The 18166-nt window shown below is 64.8% G+C and carries 20 protein-coding genes; 3 read left to right on the top strand and 17 right to left on the bottom strand.

Annotated elements, in window-relative coordinates; genetic code table 11:
• Positions 1 to 8: 8 nt before the first annotated feature.
• Genes G3580_RS03540 through G3580_RS03530 form a run of 3 tightly spaced genes read right to left on the bottom strand, consistent with a single transcriptional unit; the run spans position 9 to position 2340 of the window.
• Positions 9 to 689, bottom strand: a complete 681-nt coding sequence (locus tag G3580_RS03540; protein ID WP_173763956.1) for a type IV pilus inner membrane component PilO — start codon at positions 687 to 689, stop codon at positions 9 to 11.
• Positions 686 to 1267: a PilN domain-containing protein gene (locus tag G3580_RS03535; RefSeq protein WP_173763955.1), complete on the bottom strand. Its 582-nt coding sequence runs from the start codon at positions 1265 to 1267 to the stop codon at positions 686 to 688. The genes G3580_RS03540 and G3580_RS03535 overlap by 4 nt, the downstream gene beginning before the upstream one ends.
• A complete protein-coding gene (locus G3580_RS03530) occupies positions 1264 to 2340 on the bottom strand; it encodes a pilus assembly protein PilM (RefSeq protein WP_173763954.1) in 1077 nt (358 codons plus the stop codon). Before G3580_RS03530 ends, G3580_RS03535 begins: the two co-directional genes overlap by 4 nt.
• 169 nt (positions 2341 to 2509) lie before the next feature.
• Here G3580_RS03530 and G3580_RS03525 point away from each other — a divergent pair, with 169 nt between their 5' ends.
• Complete coding sequence (locus tag G3580_RS03525) at positions 2510 to 4972, top strand: penicillin-binding protein 1A (protein ID WP_173763953.1); 2463 nt, start codon at positions 2510 to 2512, stop codon at positions 4970 to 4972.
• Positions 4973 to 4979: 7 nt separating this feature from the next.
• On the opposite strand, the gene cyaY is transcribed toward G3580_RS03525, so the two are convergent.
• Positions 4980 to 5303 carry an iron donor protein CyaY gene (gene cyaY, locus G3580_RS03520; protein ID WP_173763952.1) on the bottom strand — a complete coding sequence of 108 codons (324 nt, stop codon included), beginning with the start codon at positions 5301 to 5303 and terminating at the stop codon, positions 4980 to 4982.
• 50 nt (positions 5304 to 5353) lie between these two features.
• On the opposite strand from cyaY, the gene lptM reads away from it, so the two are divergent.
• Together lptM and lysA are read left to right on the top strand one after the other, a co-directional pair.
• Entirely contained in the window at positions 5354 to 5500 is a 147-nt protein-coding gene (lptM, locus tag G3580_RS03515; protein WP_173763951.1) for an LPS translocon maturation chaperone LptM, read from the top strand.
• Entirely contained in the window at positions 5497 to 6753 is a 1257-nt protein-coding gene (gene lysA / locus G3580_RS03510) for a diaminopimelate decarboxylase (protein ID WP_173763950.1), read from the top strand. The genes lptM and lysA overlap by 4 nt, the downstream gene beginning before the upstream one ends.
• Before the next feature lie 68 nt (positions 6754 to 6821).
• On the opposite strand, the gene G3580_RS19945 is transcribed toward lysA, so the two are convergent.
• From G3580_RS19945 to G3580_RS03450, 13 genes are all read right to left on the bottom strand, one after another.
• On the bottom strand, positions 6822 to 7568 hold the full coding sequence (locus G3580_RS19945) for a PEP-CTERM sorting domain-containing protein (protein ID WP_173763949.1): 747 nt from the start codon (positions 7566 to 7568) through the stop codon (positions 6822 to 6824).
• 67 nt (positions 7569 to 7635) lie between these two features.
• Entirely contained in the window at positions 7636 to 7980 is a 345-nt protein-coding gene (locus G3580_RS03500; protein WP_173763948.1) for a hypothetical protein, read from the bottom strand.
• On the bottom strand, positions 7977 to 8873 hold the full coding sequence (rfbD, locus tag G3580_RS03495) for a dTDP-4-dehydrorhamnose reductase (protein ID WP_173763947.1): 897 nt from the start codon (positions 8871 to 8873) through the stop codon (positions 7977 to 7979). The genes G3580_RS03500 and rfbD overlap by 4 nt, the downstream gene beginning before the upstream one ends.
• Positions 8870 to 9415 (bottom strand): dTDP-4-dehydrorhamnose 3,5-epimerase, encoded by a 546-nt coding sequence (gene rfbC, locus G3580_RS03490; protein WP_173763946.1) that lies wholly within the window; start codon positions 9413 to 9415, stop codon positions 8870 to 8872. Before rfbC ends, rfbD begins: the two co-directional genes overlap by 4 nt.
• Complete coding sequence (rfbA, locus tag G3580_RS03485) at positions 9415 to 10308, bottom strand: glucose-1-phosphate thymidylyltransferase RfbA (RefSeq protein ID WP_173763945.1); 894 nt, start codon at positions 10306 to 10308, stop codon at positions 9415 to 9417. Before rfbA ends, rfbC begins: the two co-directional genes overlap by 1 nt.
• 12 nt (positions 10309 to 10320) lie before the next feature.
• A complete protein-coding gene (gene rfbB / locus G3580_RS03480) occupies positions 10321 to 11376 on the bottom strand; it encodes a dTDP-glucose 4,6-dehydratase (protein WP_173763944.1) in 1056 nt (351 codons plus the stop codon).
• A gap of 159 nt (positions 11377 to 11535) precedes the next feature.
• Entirely contained in the window at positions 11536 to 12627 is a 1092-nt protein-coding gene (locus G3580_RS03475; RefSeq protein WP_228720757.1) for a sugar phosphate nucleotidyltransferase, read from the bottom strand.
• A gap of 151 nt (positions 12628 to 12778) precedes the next feature.
• Positions 12779 to 12919, bottom strand: a complete 141-nt coding sequence (locus tag G3580_RS19940; RefSeq protein ID WP_267313325.1) for a hypothetical protein — start codon at positions 12917 to 12919, stop codon at positions 12779 to 12781.
• The gene (locus tag G3580_RS19935) at positions 12871 to 13104 is read right to left on the bottom strand and encodes a hypothetical protein (protein ID WP_267313331.1); all 234 of its coding nucleotides are present in this window, start codon (positions 13102 to 13104) and stop codon (positions 12871 to 12873) included. The genes G3580_RS19940 and G3580_RS19935 overlap by 49 nt, the downstream gene beginning before the upstream one ends.
• A gap of 45 nt (positions 13105 to 13149) precedes the next feature.
• The gene (locus G3580_RS03465; RefSeq protein WP_173763942.1) at positions 13150 to 14262 is read right to left on the bottom strand and encodes a DUF1972 domain-containing protein; all 1113 of its coding nucleotides are present in this window, start codon (positions 14260 to 14262) and stop codon (positions 13150 to 13152) included.
• Position 14263: 1 nt separating this feature from the next.
• Positions 14264 to 15844, bottom strand: coding sequence for a lipopolysaccharide biosynthesis protein (locus G3580_RS03460; RefSeq protein WP_173763941.1), 1581 nt, complete (start codon positions 15842 to 15844; stop codon positions 14264 to 14266).
• Complete coding sequence (locus G3580_RS03455) at positions 15841 to 17088, bottom strand: polysaccharide pyruvyl transferase family protein (protein WP_173763940.1); 1248 nt, start codon at positions 17086 to 17088, stop codon at positions 15841 to 15843. The genes G3580_RS03460 and G3580_RS03455 overlap by 4 nt, the downstream gene beginning before the upstream one ends.
• Positions 17089 to 17106: 18 nt before the next feature.
• Complete coding sequence (locus tag G3580_RS03450) at positions 17107 to 18135, bottom strand: nitroreductase family protein (RefSeq protein WP_173763939.1); 1029 nt, start codon at positions 18133 to 18135, stop codon at positions 17107 to 17109.
• Positions 18136 to 18166 lie beyond the last annotated feature (31 nt).

Raw genomic sequence — 18166 nt, 5'->3', positions numbered from 1 at the left:
GGGGGCACTCATCTCGGTTTGGCCGCCTTGGCCTTGGCCTGGCGTTGCGCCGCGAGCTCATCTTCGTCGAGATAGCGGTAGGTCACGGCCGTGGCATCCATTTTCAGGGGCTCACCGGGCTTCGGCCGGTCGATCGAGACGTTGTTGAGGGTCACGATGCGCGGCATCTTCGCCACATCCGCCGCAAATTCGCCCAGGTCGTGGTAGTTGCCGACCACTCGGACCGCGATGGGCATTTCGGCGTAGAACTCCTTGACGATGTCGCCCCCCGGTTTGAACAGCTCGAACAACAGGCCACGCCCCAGACCAGCCTGGTTGATGTCGGCCAGCAGAGAGTCCATTTCGGCCCGGTTGGGCAGTTGGCGCAGCAAGGCGCCGAACTGCCGGTCGATTTCGGCCAGCTGTTTCAGGTGCTCGTCGAGGTTCACCGACTGGCGCTTCTTCTGCACCCATTCATCTCTCAGCGTCAGTTCTTCGGCCTGGCGCTGTTTGAGCAGATCGACCTGGTCCTGCCAGAAGAACCACCACGCGCCGGCAATGGTAGCTACAAGAATGGCGATGAGCACGACGACGCGCGGCCCCAGCGGCCACACCCCGGGATCGTTGGGATCCAGACCTTTGAAATCATCGACGAAACGTTGGAAATCAAACTGAGCGGCCGGCCTCGACTTGAGGTTTTCGTTCTTCACTTCCGACCTCCCTTGCCCTTCTCGTCCTCAGCATCCGATTTGCGCTCGAGGCTGATCTGCAGGGTGAAATTGCTCACCCTCCGGTCATCGACCTGATCGGACTTGACCTCGATGAGGTTGGGCTTCTCGAGGAACTCGGAGCCGTCGAGATTACGCATCAGCGTCGAGACGCGCGCGTTCGACTGGGCATATCCGTTCAGCGTCACCTTCAGCCCTTCCTGTTTGATGGACTTGAGATAGACGCCTTCGGGCGTCTGGCGGGCCAGTTCATTGAACAGATGCACAGTCTCCGCGCGGTGACTCTGCAGCGACTCGATGACCTGCTTGCGCGCCAGCAGGGCATTGATCTGCCCCTTGAGCCGCTTGATTTCGGCAATATCCTTGTCCAGCTTGGCGATTTCCGTCTTGAGGAAATTGTTCTTCGCTTCCTGAGCGTCGACAAAGCCCCCGATGATCATGCTGACGACGACACCGACCAATGCCCCCAAAACGATCATGCCAAGAGCCAGGCCGTAGAACCCCTGACGGCGCTGCTTGCGCGCCTCCTCCCGGTGGGGCAGCAGGTTGATCCGGATCATGAATCGAACCTCCGCAAAGCAAGACCGCATGCCACCAGCAATGAAGGTGCATCAGCCATGAGATTTTTCGGCCGCACCTTCGACGACAGCTGCATCTTCGCGAAGGGATTGGCCACGATCGTATCCACCTGTGTACGACCGCCAACCACCTCGGCCAGCCCCGGGATGACGGAACAGCCGCCGGCGAGCACGATGTGGTCGACCTGATTGAACTGTGTGGACGTAAAGAAGAACTGCAGGGCGCGCGACACTTCGAGCGCAAGCGAATCCATGAACGGACGCAGCAACTCGGAGGCATAATTCTCCGGCAGACTGCCTGACCGCTTGGCCGCCTCAGCCTCCTCGACGCTCATGCCGTAGTGGCGGGCGATGTCCTGGGTGAGCTGCTGACCACCAAAGGCTTGCTCCCGGGCATAGATCTGCTGCCCATCCCGCAACACCGTCACATTGAGCAGGTTGGCACCGATGTCGACCAGGGCGATGATGCTGCCCTTGCCCTGATCCGGCAGTTGCCGTGCCACGTATTCGAACGCGGACTGGGCGGCAAAGGATTCGACATCCATGATGACCGCCTTGAGTCCGGCGGATTCGGCGGCGGCGACGCGATCCTCGACTTTTTCCTTGCGGGAGGCGGCAATCAGGACTTCAAGCTCCCCGGCCGCGTCGGGCGACTCGCCCAGCACCTGGAAATCGAGATTCACCTCGTCGAGCGCGAAGGGGATGTACTGGTTGGCTTCGGCCTCGACCTGCACTTCCATCTCCTGCTCCCGCAGACCATCCGGCAGCAGGATCTTCTTGGTGATGACGGCCGACGCGGGCAGCGCCATCGCAACCTGCTTGACGCCGGCCCCCATGCGCCTCAACGCTCGCTTGATGGTATCCCCCACCGCATCCAGGTTGACCACATTGCCGTCGGAGACCGCGTCACGCGGCAGCGACTCAATGGCGTAGCGCTCAATGCGAATTCCTTCCTTGGCACCCCCGGACAACTCGACCAGCTTGACCGATGAGGAAGAAATATCGAGCCCGACCAAGGGGCGCGCCTTCGGGTTAAAAACCGAGAAGTCAATCACAAAGAAAATCCTTAAATTTCTTCATGTTAGGCGCAACATGTAAAAAACAGCTTCAATGCTAGCAACAACCATGACATGTGTAAACAACGTTCTATGCCATTCGCAGATTGGAGCCTCCACGCCGCAAAACGTATAATTGCCCGACTTACTTCCAAGATACTTACGACGCATGCGCTGGGTTCTTTACCCGTTTTTCGCCCTCATCGCTCTTGCCGTGATGGGCGCCGCCACGATTGCCGCCGTTGTCGCCTTCGCCTGGCCCAAACTCCCCTCCCTCGAGATCCTGACCGACTACCGGCCCAAGATCCCGCTGAGGATCTATACATCCGACGGTTTCCTGATCGGCGAATACGGCGAGGAACGCCGCAATTTCGTCGATATCAGCGAGGTGCCGGAGGTGCTCAAGCACGCCATCCTCGCCGCAGAAGATGAGCGCTTTTACGAGCACCCCGGCATCGACGTGCAGGGGATTGCGCGCGCCGCCGTCGCCAACGTCGTCTCCGGCGGACGCGGCCAGGGCGCCTCCACGATCACCATGCAGGTCGCGCGGAACTTCTTCCTGACCCGCGAGAAGACCTTCACCCGCAAGATCTACGAGATCCTGCTGTCCCTGAAGATCGAGCAGAACCTCACCAAGGACCAGATCCTCGGTCTGTACATCAACCAGATCTACCTGGGCCGCCGCTCCTATGGCTTCTCGGCTGCCGCCAAGACTTATTACGGCAAGCCGCTGGCGGAACTGAGCGTTGGCGAGGCCGCCATGCTCGCCGGCCTGCCCAAGGCGCCCTCGCGCTACAACCCGGTGGTCAACCCCAAGCGGGCGCGCCTGCGTCAGCAGTACGTCCTGCGACGCATGCGCGAACTGGGCTTCATCACCCAGGCGGAGATGGACGCGGCAGCGGCCGAGCCCTTCAAGGCCGTCGCCGTGGACAAGAACGAGGCCTCGACCGTCCATGCCGACTACGTGGCGGAAATGGCGCGCCAGATCGCCGTGGAACAGTTCGATGACAAGGCCTACGAGCTGGGCATCAACATCATCACGACCATCACCAAGAAGGAACAGGAAGCCGCCTACGAAGGTCTGCGGGACGGTCTGCTGGCCTATGATCGCCGCCATGGCTATCGCGGCCCCGAGCGCTTCATCGACCTGCCTCCGGCCGGCGACGCACGCACCGACGCGATGGACGAGGCCCTCGACGACACCTCCGACTATGGCGATTTGGTTGGCGCCGTGGTGGTCGCCGCCTCACCCAAGTCGGTCACCGTCTATCGCAACGGCCAGCAGATCAAGATCGACGGCAAGGCGCTGAGCTTCGCCGCCCCGATGCTCCAGGACAAGGCCCCGGCGGCCAAACGCATTCGCCCGGGCGCCATCGTCCGCATCCGCAAGGACCCGAAACTCGGCTGGACCATCCTGCAGATGCCCCATGTCGAGGGTGCCCTGATCGCAATCAATGCCGACGATGGCGCCGTGCGCGCCCTCGTGGGTGGTTTCGACTACTTCCACAACAAGTTCAACCACGCCACCCAGGCCTACCGCCAACCGGGCTCGAGCTTCAAGCCCTTCGTGTATTCGGCCGCTCTGGAACGCGGCTACAGCCCCGGCAGCTATGTGGAAGACGAACCGCTCTACTTCCCCCCCGGCGTCACCGGTACCCAGGCCTGGGAGCCGGCCAACTACGACCACAAATACGAAGGGCCGATGACCCTGCGCCGGGCGCTGGCAAAATCCAAGAACATGGTGTCCATCCGGCTGCTACAGTCCATCGGCACCGACTACGCGCAGGACTTTGCCACCCGTTTTGGCTTCCAGCCCGAGCACACGCCCGCCTACCTCACCATGGCGCTGGGCGCCGGCGAGGCGACGCCCTGGCAGATGGCCACCGGTTATGCCGTCTTCGCCAACGGCGGCTACCGGGTGCAGCCCTACGTGATCAAGGAGATCCGCGACGTCGAGGGCAAGGTGCTGGCACGAGTCGATCCGCCGGTGGCGGGCAAGTCCGCCGCCCGCGTGATCGACGAGCGCAACGCCTTCGTGATGGATTCGATGCTGCGCGAGGTGGTCAGCGCGGGCACCGGTGCCCGTGCCAAATCGCTGGGACGCAGCGATCTGGCCGGCAAGACCGGGACCACCAACGACTACGTGGACGCCTGGTTCTGCGGCTTCAATCCCGACGTGGTCGCCATCTCCTGGGTCGGTTTCGACAAGCCGAGCAATCTCGGCCGCGGCGAGACCGGCAGCCGGGCCGCCCTGCCGATCTGGATCGACTACATGAAGGTGGCGCTCAAGGACCGGCCGGAGAAGGAACTGCCCAAGCCCGCGCGCCTGGAACGCGTCGCTGCGGTCGAGGGGATCGAGCCGGACTGGGTCTATGCCGAAAACGAGCCGCCCGTTCCGCCCGAACTGCCGGACGACCTGCTCGAACACGCCACACGCCCCATGGACGCCCCATCCGAGGTGATCCCCGCCTTCCCGGGCGGACTGTTCGGCGACAATCCGCCCACACAGCAGCCGATCAAGATCAAGCCACGCGTGCAACCACCGGCGCCGGTCGAGGATCTGCGCCCGACGCCGGCACCCGTACTCGAAGCCGCGCCACGGCCCATGATCCGGCCCATGCCGCAGCAGTGAGTGGTATTCAGGCGGGCGTGAGCGTCACCGCTTCGCCGGCCTGCTCGCTCACCACCCGGGACAGCAGCGCATACAGTTCCTCGCCGCCGCGGGTATTGATCCAGGCCCCGTTCTCGGGGCGGAAGTGAAACCCGCCGCTGCGTGCCGCCACCCAGATCTCCCGCGCCGCCACATGGCGGTTGATGATGATCTGGCTGTCGTCCTCGAAGGTCAGCGCCAGGATTCCGCCGGGCTGCGGCTCGATATCGATCTCGGCGCCGCAGGCTTCGAGCGCCTCCTCGATGTGCGTCAATTCCTTTTCCGCCACATTCACAAAGACCGACTCATCCATTTGCACTCCCCATTTCTGCTACGATTTTCCCTTTTTGAGCCGACGATCCCATGACCGCAACCCGCCTTGCCACCACTTTGCTCCTGATCGCACTGCTGGGCGCCTGCGGCATCAAGGGCGCCCTGTTCATGCCCGAGCGCCCCGACATCGGCGCTGCGGATGGTAGCAAACCCGCCCCACAAGAACCGAGCCGATGACCGATTTTCCCATCTCCACGCTCCACGGCGACGATTCGCTCCTGATCGAATCGGTCGCCCTGAGCGAGATCGCCGAACGCTTCGGCACCCCCACTTATGTCTACTCGCGCCAGGCCCTGACCGACGCCTACCATGCCTATGAGCAGGCGCTCGCCGGCCGGCGCGCGACCATCTGTTACGCCGTCAAGGCCAATTCCAACCTGGGCATTCTCGACGCTTTCGCCCGCCTCGGCGCCGGCTTCGACATCGTCTCCGGCGGCGAGCTCAAGCGGGTGCTGGCCGCGGGCGGCGATCCGGCCAAGGTGGTGTTCTCCGGGGTCGGCAAAACCGTCGACGAAATTCGCCTCGCCCTCGATGCCTGCATCGGCTGCTTCAACATCGAATCGCCCGAAGAACTGGATCGCCTCGACACCACCGCGCGCGCGATGGGCAAGACCGCGCCGATCGCCTTCCGCGTCAATCCCGACGTCGATCCCAAGACCCATCCCTACATCTCGACCGGTCTCAAGGCCAACAAGTTCGGTGTCGCCTACAGCGACGCGCGCGCGCTGTACCGTCGCGCGGCGACGATGGACGGCATTGCGGTCTGCGGCATCGCCTCCCACATCGGCTCGCAACTACTCGATCCGGCGCCGGTCGCCGAGGCCGCCGAGCGTGTCCTGGCGCTGGTCAAACAGCTCAACGCGGACGGCATCGAGCTGGATCACATCGACATCGGTGGTGGCATGGGTATCCGCTACGACGACGAAATACTCCCGGGTGCCACCCGCTTCCTCGCCCCGGTGCTCGAGGTCCTTGCCGGCCGCCCGGAAGCCCTCCATCTCGAACCGGGCCGCTCGCTGATCGGCAACGCCGGCCTGCTGCTGACGCGCGTGGAGTTTCTCAAGCACGGCGAGGAAAAGCATTTCGCCATCGTGGACGCGGCCATGAACGATCTGGCGCGCCCGGCACTGTATGACGCCTATCACGCGGTGGTCCCGGTGCAACGCAGCGACACGCCGGCACAGACCTACGACGTGGTCGGCCCGATCTGCGAGAGTGGCGACTTTCTCGCCCGTGACCGGCAACTGGCGGTGCGGGCCGGCGACCTGCTCGCGATTCTCTCGGCCGGCGCCTATGGCATGACCATGGCGTCCAATTACAACACCCGCCCCCGCGCCGCCGAGGTCATGGTGGACGGCGAGGTCTGCTACGCGATTCGCGAGCGCGAGCGGGTCGAGGATCTGTACGCGAACGAGCACCGCCTGCCCTGACACGCCGGCGCACGCCCATGACAAAGGCGCCCCGCGGGGCGCCTTTGTCATGCTCGGGCCGTCTCGACTCAGACCGCCCGGCGCCGGCGCGCCATCACGGTGAGCAGCCCCAGCCCGCCCAGGAACATGGCGTAGCTGCCCGGCTCGGGCACGGGGGCCGCCACTGCGGTGAACGCGGTCAGATCCGGCACCGTGGCGGCCTCGTCGGTGGCGCTGCGCGCCAGCCACTGGCCGGCGTCGAACACCAGCGGGCCGTAATCCGACAGTGCGCCCAGACCACTGCGCGGCCCCACGTACTCGGCGAAATCCACCCGGCTGGAGAAGGCAGTGGTGGCCGCATCGAGCCCCGCACCCAACAACTGGCCGGACAGTCCGCCACCCATACCGAGGGCCGCGAGCGGGATCGGCCCACTCGTGCCGGCCCGATACAGGATCACGGATTCATCCTTGGTGGCCAGGGAGAAACTGCCCGAACGGGCGATCGACCCGGTGCTCACGGCCACGTCGGCGGACGAATTGACCGCCGAGAAGCGCACCACGCTGCCGGCGGTCAGGCCGGTGTCGAGCGTCCACGCCAGCACCCCCTCGCCCGCGGTGAAATCCCCGCCGACCTGAACGGGCAGCGCGTTCCATTCCTTGTCGGTCACGAACAATTGCTCGCCGGCCGCGAGGTCCACAAAGCTGGTGATCGCGAATCCGTCCTCGTCGGCATTGAAGGCGACAAAAGCGAGATCGCCCGGCGCGGGAGCGGCCGTCGCAACGGCCGGGACGAGCGCCGGCGAGGCCAGAAAGGTAAGGAAAATCAGGTTCTTCATTCGTCAGTCTCCTTGGTGTGGAGCCTCTGAGACTATGACGAATACGTATTTATGCAAATGGACTAGTTCACTCTGACGGCTTGCCGCCGGCATCGTCCAGCGCGTACAGCGCCCGCGCGAAGGCCTTCCAGGCGGGGCCGCCATGGGTGTGCACGCCGGTGTTGGCGCTCGAGGTCATGAGTTTTAGCATGAGGTTGGCCATGGCGAAGATCTGTCCCTTGGCCCGTTGGTGCGGATCGGTCGAGCGCATGTACTCCACGATGCTGCCGGTCCGGCAGCACTGCATCGCCTCCACCGCCAACGCCCGCACCGCGCGCTCGTCGCTCCAGTCGATCCCCAGGGCCACGCCGTGGCGCACCAGCGCCTGCTCCAGTTCCCGCGCGTTGCGGGCAAAATCGCCGAATCCACTCATCGATGCGCCATGTCCCTCAAGCAGGCATTCAGGGCATGCGCCCAATCGGGCAAGCTTAACCCGGTGAGGCGTCGAAGACGAGTGGCATCGAGGCAGGAGTTGGCGGGGCGCGCCGCCGGCACCGGATAGGCTTCGCTCGGAATCGCGTCGATGCCGGTGACCTGCCACTCATGCTCCGGCCACAGCACCTTGGCCTGCGCCAGGATCTCGGTGGCGAACCCGTGCCAGGAGGTGCGCCCGGCCGCGCTCAGGTTGAAGCGATGGCAGCAGCGCCCTGCGGAAGCGCGCTCCGCCTCGGCCCAGTGCACCAGGTGCGCGCTCGCATCGGCGATGTTGCGCGCCCAGGTCGGCGCGCCGAACTGGTCGGCCACGACCGAGAGGCGTTCGCGCTCGGCGAACAGGCGCAGCATGGTGGCGACGAAGTTCTTGCCCCGTGCCGCATAGACCCAGGTGGTGCGCAGGATCAGGGCATCGCAGCCGGCCGCCTCGATGGCCGCTTCACCGGCCAGCTTGCTGTGACCATAGGCGTTGACCGGACAGGTCGGGTCATCCTCGGTGTACGGCCGCGTCTGGGTACCGTCGAACACGTAGTCGGTCGAATAGTGAATCAACAGCGCCCCGTGACGCCGGGCCGCGCGGGCCAGTTCGCCGACCGCCTCGCCATTGACGGTATGGGCCAGCTCCGGTTCGGACTCGGCCCGGTCCACCGCGGTGTAGGCGGCGGCATTGACGATCACGTCGGGCGCATGCCGATCGACCACCGCAGCCAGCGTATGCGGCGCCGACAGGTCGCAGGCGGCCCGATCCAGCGCCACCACCTCGCCCAGCGGCATGAGGCTGCGCGCCAGCTCCCAGCCCACCTGGCCGGTCGCCCCGGTCACCAGCAACTTCATGCGAACACCTCGGCGTCCTTGAGCGGCACCCCGGCCCGGTCCTTGGCCGAGAGCAGCGGTTCGCCCTGCAACGGCCATTCGATGCCGATGTCCGGATCATTCCAGAGCACGCTGCGTTCATGCTCTGGGGCGTAGTAGTCGGTGGTCTTGTAGAGGAAATCGGCGCTCGCGGAGAGCACCAGGAAGCCATGGGCGAACCCCGGCGGCACCCACAGCTGACGGTTGTTGTCCTCGGTCAGCTCGACACCGACCCAGGCGCCGAAGGTGGACGAGCGGCGGCGCATATCCACCGCCACATCGAACACCGCCCCGCGCACCACACGCACGAGCTTCCCTTGCGGCTGACGAATCTGGTAGTGCAGCCCGCGCAGCACGCCATGCTGACTGCGCGAATGGTTGTCCTGCACGAAGGGCAGGTCCACCCCGGTGGCCTCGGCGAAGCGCCGGGCGTTGAAGCTTTCCATGAAGAAACCGCGCAGATCGCCGAACACCTCCGGTTCGATGATCTTGACGTCCTCGATCTCGGTCGCGATCACATGCATCAGAACACCTGTTCCTGGAGGATGCGCTGCAGATACTGTCCGTAGCCGTTCTTGGCCAGCGGTGCCGCCAGGGTGGCGAGTTGCTCGCTCGAAATCCAGCCGCGCCGCCAGGCGATCTCCTCGGGGCTGCCCACCTTGAGGCCCTGGCGCTTCTCGATGACTTGAATGAACTGGCTGGCCTCGATCAGGCTCTCGTGCGTGCCGGTGTCGAGCCAGGCATGGCCGCGGCCCATCACCTGCACATCGAGCCGGCCCTGCTCCAGGTAATGGCGGTTCACATCGGTGATCTCGAGTTCGCCCCGGGCGCTGGGCTTGAGCCCGCGCGCGATGTCCACCACCTGGGCGTCGTAGAAGTACAGGCCGGTGACGGCGTAGCGGCTCTTGGGCTTGAGCGGCTTCTCCTCGAGGCTGATGGCGCGGCCTTCGGCGTCGAACTCGACCACGCCATAACGCTCCGGGTCGTGCACCGGATAGGCGAACACGGTGGCCCCGTCCGCACGGGCATCGGCGCTCGTGAGCCCCTTGGCGAAGTCGTGGCCGTAGAACAGGTTGTCGCCCAGCACCAGGGCGCTGGGGCCGTTGCCGACGAAATCGGCGCCGATGATGAAGGCCTGCGCGAGCCCGTCGGGACTGGGCTGGACGGCGTAGCGCAGATTCAGGCCCCACTGGCTGCCGTCACCCAGCAGCTGCTCGAAACGCGGCGTGTCCTGGGGCGTGGAGATGACCAGGATGTCGCGGATGCCGGCCAGCATGAGCGTGGTCAGCGGATAGTAGATCATCGGCTTGTCGTAGACCGGGATCAGTTGCTTTGAGACGGCCAGGGTCGCCGGATGCAGCCGGGTGCCCGAGCCGCCGGCGAGGATGATGCCCTTGCGGGCCGAGGTCGTTGCCATGATTGTGTCCCTTCAGCGGTCGGCGTAGTTGGCGGCCACCCAGTCGCGGTAGGCGCCGCTCTGAACGTTGGCGATCCAGGTCTCGTTGTCCAGATACCACTGCACGGTCTTGCGGATGCCGGTCTCGAAGGTCTCGGCCGGACGCCAGCCCAGTTCGCGCTCGATCTTGCGCGCATCGATGGCGTAGCGCCGGTCGTGGCCGGGACGGTCCTTCACGTAGGTGATCTGGTCGGCGTAGCTGCCGGTGCCGGGGCGCAACTCGTCGAGGATGGCGCACAGGGTGTTCACGATGTCGACGTTGGCCATCTCGTTCCAGCCGCCCACGTTGTAGGTCTCGCCGAGCCGGCCGCGGGCCAGCACGGTGCGGATGGCACTGCAGTGGTCCTTCACGTACAGCCAGTCGCGCACGTTCATGCCGTCCCCGTAGATCGGCAGGGCCTTGCCCGCCAGCGCATTGACGATCATGAGCGGGATGAGCTTTTCCGGAAACTGGTAGGGCCCGTAGTTGTTCGAGCAGTTGGTGGTCAGCACCGGCAGCCCGTAGGTGTGATACCAGGCCCGCACCAGATGGTCGCTGGCCGCCTTGCTGGCCGAATACGGACTGTTGGGCTCGTACGGGTGGGTTTCGGTGAAGGCCGGGGCGTCGGCCGCCAGCGACCCATAGACTTCATCGGTGCTCACGTGCAGGAAGCGGAAGTCCGCCTTCCCTGCGCCCTCCAGCGCCCCCCAATAGGCACGTGCCGCTTCCAGCAGGGTGAAGGTGCCTTCCACGTTGGTGCGCACGAACTCCGCCGGCCCGAGGATGGAGCGGTCCACATGGCTTTCGGCGGCGAAATGCACGATGGCCCGGGGCCGGTGCTCGGCCAGCAGGGCATCGACCAAACCGCGATCGCAGATGTCGCCCTGGACGAACACATGGCGACCGTCGTGCGACAGCGACCTGAGGGTTTCGAGGTTGCCCGCATAGGTGAGCTTGTCGAGGTTGACCACCGGCTCGCCCACCTGGGCGATCCAGTCCAGAACGAAGTTGGCGCCGATGAACCCGGCGCCGCCGGTGACGAGAATCACGTCTTTCTGCTCCTGTCTATTGGGGCCAGGCCGGCTGGCCACAAAGCCCTGCGAATTGCGGCCCACCGCCGGTCATGCTCGCCCGGGCGCCATTGTGCCCGGGTCAGGCAACCAAGCCTACTGCCCACGCATTGCGACGGCTTGAAACCGCCGTGGTCGTCAGCCGCGGGCATCGCCCCAGCGGTAGGGGCAATCGTCTTCACCCAGGTAATGCGCCACCCCCTGGCGATCGACGCAGAACTGGGGCGAGACGATCAGTTCGGAGAAACTCTGCCCCTCGCCGACCCGGGTGTATTCCTGCAGGATGCAGCGCTCGATGCGCGAGCCGGCGCGCACATGGGAGCCATGTCCGATCCAGGTCGGCCCGAGGATGGACACCCCGGGCTCGATGCGCACGCCCGAGCCGATGAACACCGGGCCGACGATCTGCACGCTGTCCCACGCAATGGAGGTGTTCAGCCCCACCCAGACGCCGGGTTTCACTTCCCGACCGGGCATGTCCATCTGCGCCACCTCGCCGCGCAGCACGCGCTGGGACACGTCCCAGTAGTCGGCGAGGCGACCGATGTCGATCCAGTTGAAGAAGCGCTTCTGCGCAAAGAAGGGCACGCGCTCTTCCACCAGCTTTGGGAACAGCTCCGAGCCGATGTCGTAGACCGTGTCGGGCGGCACCATGTCGATGACCTCGGGCTCGAGGATGTAGATGCCCGTGCTCGCCAGGGTGGACAGCGCCTCTTCCGGCGCCGGCTTCTCCTGGAAGGACTGCACGCGGCCGTCGTCGTCGGTGACCACGACACCGTAGTTCTTCACCTGATCGCGCGGCACGTCCAGCGTCACCACACTGGCCTTGGCACCCTTGGCCTTGTGCTCGTGGACGGCTGCGCCGATGTCCAGATCGACCACCGCGTCGCCGCACATGACCAGGGTCGTGTCGTCGAAGAAACCGCCGAAATCCTGGATCTTGCGCAGCGCGCCGGCCGAACCGACCGCCTTGGGCACGATCTCGCCGTGCTCGCGGGCGCCTTCATAGGAGTAGCCAATGTTGACGCCCCAGCGCCGGCCGTCACCAAAGTAGTTCTCGATCTTCCAGTGATTGAAGGCCACATTGACCATGATGTCCTCGACCCCGTAACGGGCCAGGTGCTCGATGAGGTACTCCATCACCGGCTTGCCGAGAATCGGCACCATGGGCTTGGGCAGTTGCGAGGTCAGGGGGCGGACACGCGTGCCCTGCCCCGCAGCAAGAATCATTCCTTTGGTCATATCTTCCTGTCATCCGGGCAGTCACACGACCATCCGAAAATCAACTCCATTGTCATTGTGCAAAGCAGCAATTACCTTATCACACGCTGCCATTGTAAGACTGTGACGCCATTTTTCCGACGCCCCGCCATGCCGCGCATCAGCCGTTGAACACCGCGATCCGGCTCCCGGTCTCGGCGCGCAGGCGCGCCGCGAGAGCATATCGGGCGTCGGCGTCGGCGTCGCCATGGATCAGGCGCACCTCGGCCGGCCAGCGGCGCATGCCCTTGACGAAGCGCACCAGCCCGTCCTGATCCGCATGCGCTGAATAGCCGGACAGGGTCGCCCCCCCGCGCGGATGACGATGCGCTCGCCATCCAGCTCCACGTAGCCGCCCCGTGGGCCCCAGGTCTGGATGGCCTCACCCGGCGTGCCGCGGGCCTGGTAGCCGACGAAGATCACGTCGTGCCGCGGATCGTGCGGCATCGTCTTGAGGTAGTTCACCACCCGGCCTTCACCCGCGCGCAGACCTCAGTGTGGAAGATACTCCGACAGGAGGGCCTCGTAGTCCCCGAGAATCCGCGCCCAGGTGAACTGCGCCGCGTGACGCGCGCGACTGGCCTCGCGCATCTGCTGCAACACGTCCGGATGCGCCAGGAGGTCGTCGAAGGCGGCCGAGACCGCCTCCGCCCCGTCAAAGTAACGCTGCGCCTCGCCGGCAACCCATCGATTGAACCGGTTGTCGTGGGCCAGCACCGCATTGCCCGCGCCCAGCGCTTCCACCAGCGAGGGATTCGTCCCGCCCACCTGGTGCCCGTGCACGTACAGCGTGCCGTGATAGCGCAGGGCGGAGACGACGCGCTTGTCGTAGATCGCACCGACGAACATCACCTCATCGCTCGCGGCCTCGAGCACCCGCCGCTGATAGGCGTGGGCGCGATCGTACTTGCCCAGCACCACCAACTGGATCCCGCGCGGCTTGCGCGAAAATCCACTCACGATCTCCAGCAGCGAGTTCTCCGGCTCGGCCCGGGCGATCACCGTGGCGTAGCGGCCGGGCGCCAGGCCCAGTTCCCGGACCGGCGCCTCGTCGGCCGCGACGACCGCATCGGCGCCGTACGGAATCACCGTGATCTTCTGGTCGCGCACCCGCGTCATCAGATGCGCCTTGATCTCGGGATGGTCCGCCACGAGATGGTTGCCCAGCCAGCACCCGGCCCAATCGTTCAACCAGAACCAGGTCTTGGCCACCGTGCCCCACTTGGCCCGTTTCCATTCGATGCCGTCCATGTTGATGACGTTCGGCACGCCCGCGAGGCGCAGGCGCGCGCAGAAGACCGCGGTGTTGTAACCGAGCGTGAGCACCACGCCGTCGCGCGTTTTTGCCGCCAGGTTCGTCACCTTCCAGTCGAACACGATGGTGCTCGCCGGCCCGTCGCCCCTGACCGGCACGTTCACCCGGCGGATGCCTTCCCATTCATCCTCGAAAACCGGCCCCGTGCCTTCCACCTGGCAATACACCGTCACCCGCCAGCCGCGCTCACGCAGGTGGATCGCCAGATGCTCGGCGAAGGTTTCGAAGCCGCCGTGGGCGGCGGGGATACCGCGAATACCGACAATGGCAATATGACGAACAGCTGACATCTCAAATCCAGGCCAGGACAAACTTCGCTCGGCTGGGGAGCAGATCGCCCAGCATCTGTTTTTCGGGTCCCGAGAACACCCGCAACCATCGAATGCACAGCGCAAACCCGGCAACACCGACCCCGATGCCGAGGACAACGCCGGGCAAGCCGCTCCACGCCAGGACCCCGCCGCGCGCGAGCAACGCGAACGCGCACCCGGCCAGTCCGATCTTCAGCCCGGCCCGCAGGTCGGGCGAATAGGGCACGCCTTCGCGGCGGAATCGCCACACGGCGAACGTGTTGTATCCGAAGGCGGCCAGCAAGGCAGACAGCAAAATCCCGTACAAGCCGAGCAACGGCGCCGACAGCACCCCGCAAGTCAGCCCAAGCAGGGAAAAGACGCCCCCCTGAAACTGCAGCACATTGCGTTCGGTGGTGTTCGCCACGAGGCTCACGACGCTCTTGTGCGCATTGGGTACCGAAATCGACAGTGCCAGCAGCAGCAGCCACTCGGTCCCCGCGTACTTCCCGCCACCGACCACGCCAACGACGACGTCGCCGAAAGCCGCGACGAACGCGAGGATCGGAACCACGAACAGCAGGTTGAGTTTCAGCACCACCCGGGCAAACGCGTTGATCTGCGCGAAATCCTGGTTCACCGTATATCGGGACACGAAGATCGGGCGTATCAGGCGCACCAGCAGCGTGCTCGGCAGGTAGCGCTGCACCAGGTCGGTCAGCCCCATGACGAAGCCGAACGCCGCGGCAGCGATCGAGCCGAGCAAGCCCGAGGCGAGGACCCGCATGCCGTGTGGCCCCTGCGCCTGATCGAGGATCCGTGCCGCGTAGTTCAGACTCGCGAATCGTGCGACCCGATGCCGAAGCGGGGGCAGTGCGGTGCCGACGGCAGCGGCCGGAGCCCCCGTCGCATGGCGCCGAAAGTACAGGACCAGCGTGAACACCGACAGGCACAACCCGATCACATAGGACACCGTTTCGATCTGCAGCGCTTGATCGACGGAAAGACGACCGAGCAGTCCATAGGCCAAGGCATACATGCCGAAGCGGGAAATGACCTGCGACACCGATGCCAGCTGAGCCCTTTTCTGCTGCAGCAGTGCCTCGAGAACGTTCCCGGTGAAGTTGAACGCCCCGGAAAACAGGACCAAGCCGACGAGCACGTACCCCGCCTGCCCATCGTCCACGCCGATCCATCCGGAAAGCAGTGGCCAGCCAATCAAGGCGATGCCTGCAAACAGCAGGAGCACGACGGATCTGGCGAGAATCGCGACACACACCGCACGGCGGACGAGCGCCTCGGAATGCATCATGCGCAGTTCGGGCAGGAATCTGTCGGCAGCGGCGTCCAGCCCGAGGCTGGAGAGCATGATGACAATCCCCTGGAGCGCGATGATCGCCACGTAAGCGCCGTAGTCCGGCACCGTCAGCAAACGCAGCAACAGCAGCAGGGTCAGAAACGAGACCGCCCCGGTCACGACCTTGCCGGCGGCAAAATACCCCAGCGCGCGCTTGACCTTGTTTTTTGAATAGTGACCGGAGAGCGCGTTCACGCTGGGAGACGACGTCGCGCTGTCGATCACTGGAGCAGGCCTGAGACGTAGTGCGCCGACAGCCGCGATTCCGCCTTGATCTCGGCAATCCGTCGCTGCAGGATCGCGCGGGTTTCATCCTCGCGTTCGACCATTCGGCGAAACACGCGCTTGAGTCTTTCGGCGTCCAGATCCAGGGTCGACACCACGAAATCCTCGTGGCCGAAGATGTCCTGATTCAAGCCTCGTGCCTTGACGCTGTAGGCGATCGAACCGGTGGGTACGCCGGTAGAAAACGCGGCGATCGTCGAATGTGTGCGGGCGCCCATGAAGAAACGGCAGCGCCCGATCAGGTATTTCAACTGCGCCGCGTTGAGCCGCTTCGGGGCCAGCGCGATCCGGTCCGGGAAACGGGCGCGCAGGGTCTCGAACAGCGGCGTCATGAACGCGGTATCGCCAGCGCGCCCCGAACCGTCCAGCGGATCCACGTGAGGGACCAGAAGCACCGAAAAGCCGTCCTCACCGATCACGGAGGAGACGAAGTCGACCAGCGACGCTTCGAGCCTGGCCCGCACGCCCTCGTCATCCGGTGCGAAGCGCGCGACCAGCGGACTGAAGTTGATCCCGACGTAACCCGCGCCTTCCACGCTCGGGAACATCGGGTCGCAGTCGAAGACCTCCGGCGTCATAAGGAACGCGGGGTCGGCCACGCGGCGGACATTGCGCTCGACACCGATCCCGGACAGATAGGCCTGCGACACCGGCTCCCGGACGGTGATGAGATGCAGGCGTGCCAGGAATCCGGCCATGTAACGCTCGATTCTCGGATTCTTCGCGAACGGGCCGACCGACGCCGCCCAAAGCACGTTGGGCTTGCCTTTCGCCATGTACATTTCCGAGAACGCCGTGTTTCCGATGAGGCCTGCAGGCGTGTAGTCCAGGGTGATGTTGTCGCCGCCGATCTGGATGATGACATCGCTCATGTCCGCCGGACGGGCCACCTCGTCGGGCAGTTCGAAGGACTTCGGAATCCAGTGGTCCATGATGGGCGGCGCGACCCGTACCGAGCGGTACCACCACTTCAGTTTGGGAGACAGTCGGGGCGCCGGGACGAATCGGACGCCGTGCTCCGCCGCGGACGGCCACTGTGCGCTGTCCAGATCCGGCCGATCGCTCGGGCAGTATATTTCGATGCCGCTGCCGAACTGTTCGTGCAGCATCTGCACCGTTGAACGAACAAGGGCTTCACATCCACGGTTGGCAAATTCCCGTTGGCCCGCGAGATAGAATTTCATGGTTTCGCCTGATTACCTTTACAAGTTTTCTTCCAGTGAGACCGTCCGCCGGAAGCCCCACATCGCGACGTCGTCTCGATTTCTGCGGTGCGAGCGCGGCACGAGATACTCATCGAGCGGATATCCCACTGCGATGAACATGATGATGCGTTCCCAGTCCGGGATGCCGGCGAGCCGCTTGAATGCCTGATCGGTGGCATCGCTGACGCACCAGTTCAGGCAGCAGCTGACGACCCCCTGTGATTGCAGGCCATACACGAGGCTCATGGCGAACAGCCCACCGTCCACGTAGGGTTGCGAGCGCTCCAAGGCATCGAGGAAGGCGCGTGCGTCCGCGGTGACGACCATCAGCGCGGGCACCTTGTGTCCGAACCCACGGTTCCCGTTCTGGAACGACAGCGCCGCACTGATTTGCTCCGGATCGGTGAGGACGTAGACGCGCGCGGACTGCCTGTTGCACACCGAAGGGCTGAGCTGAGCGATGTCGATGGCCCGCAACACGACCTCTTCCTCAACCCGCCGCTCGGCGAAATCGCGACAACTGCGCCGGACCGTGGCCAGGGCTTTGAGGCGGTCGAAACAGGTCGCCTCCTGAATCTGCGCGGCCGAGAGCCGAACCGGCGTATCCGCGGCCAGGCCACTGCCGTTCGCGCGCTCGGCGAGATACCGGCGCAGCTCCGGCAGGATGCGCCCTTCTTCATCGAGGCCATGGGTTGCCAGACGACATTCATATGCCGACAGCGATGACGTGGCGCCCACGAATACCGGATGATCCGTGCGATGCCCCGCCCGCTCCCAGGAGCGCATGATGGTGAGGATCTTCCTCACCACGTCGACACCGAACAGTCGATAGGGCGCCGGCAACGACAGGCCTTTTTCGACCTTGTGGTAATAGAACAGCAAGAGGTACTCGAACTCCTCCAGCGTGCCTGGCTGTTCGCTTCGGAGCCGCATGTAGCGAATCGTCCGCCGCATGTCGGAGAGATGGGAACGCGCACGCACGACCGATCTCAGCCAGCGACGCGTCGTCTTCAGTTGTTTCAGCATCAACCCGTATTCCTCGAAAACATGCCGCGAC

Source organism: Nitrogeniibacter mangrovi (genome assembly GCF_010983895.1).
Lineage (GTDB): Bacteria > Pseudomonadota > Gammaproteobacteria > Burkholderiales > Rhodocyclaceae > Nitrogeniibacter > Nitrogeniibacter mangrovi.
The sequence above is the reverse complement of the archived record's forward strand: the minus strand, read 5'-3'. Positions and strand labels throughout refer to the sequence as shown.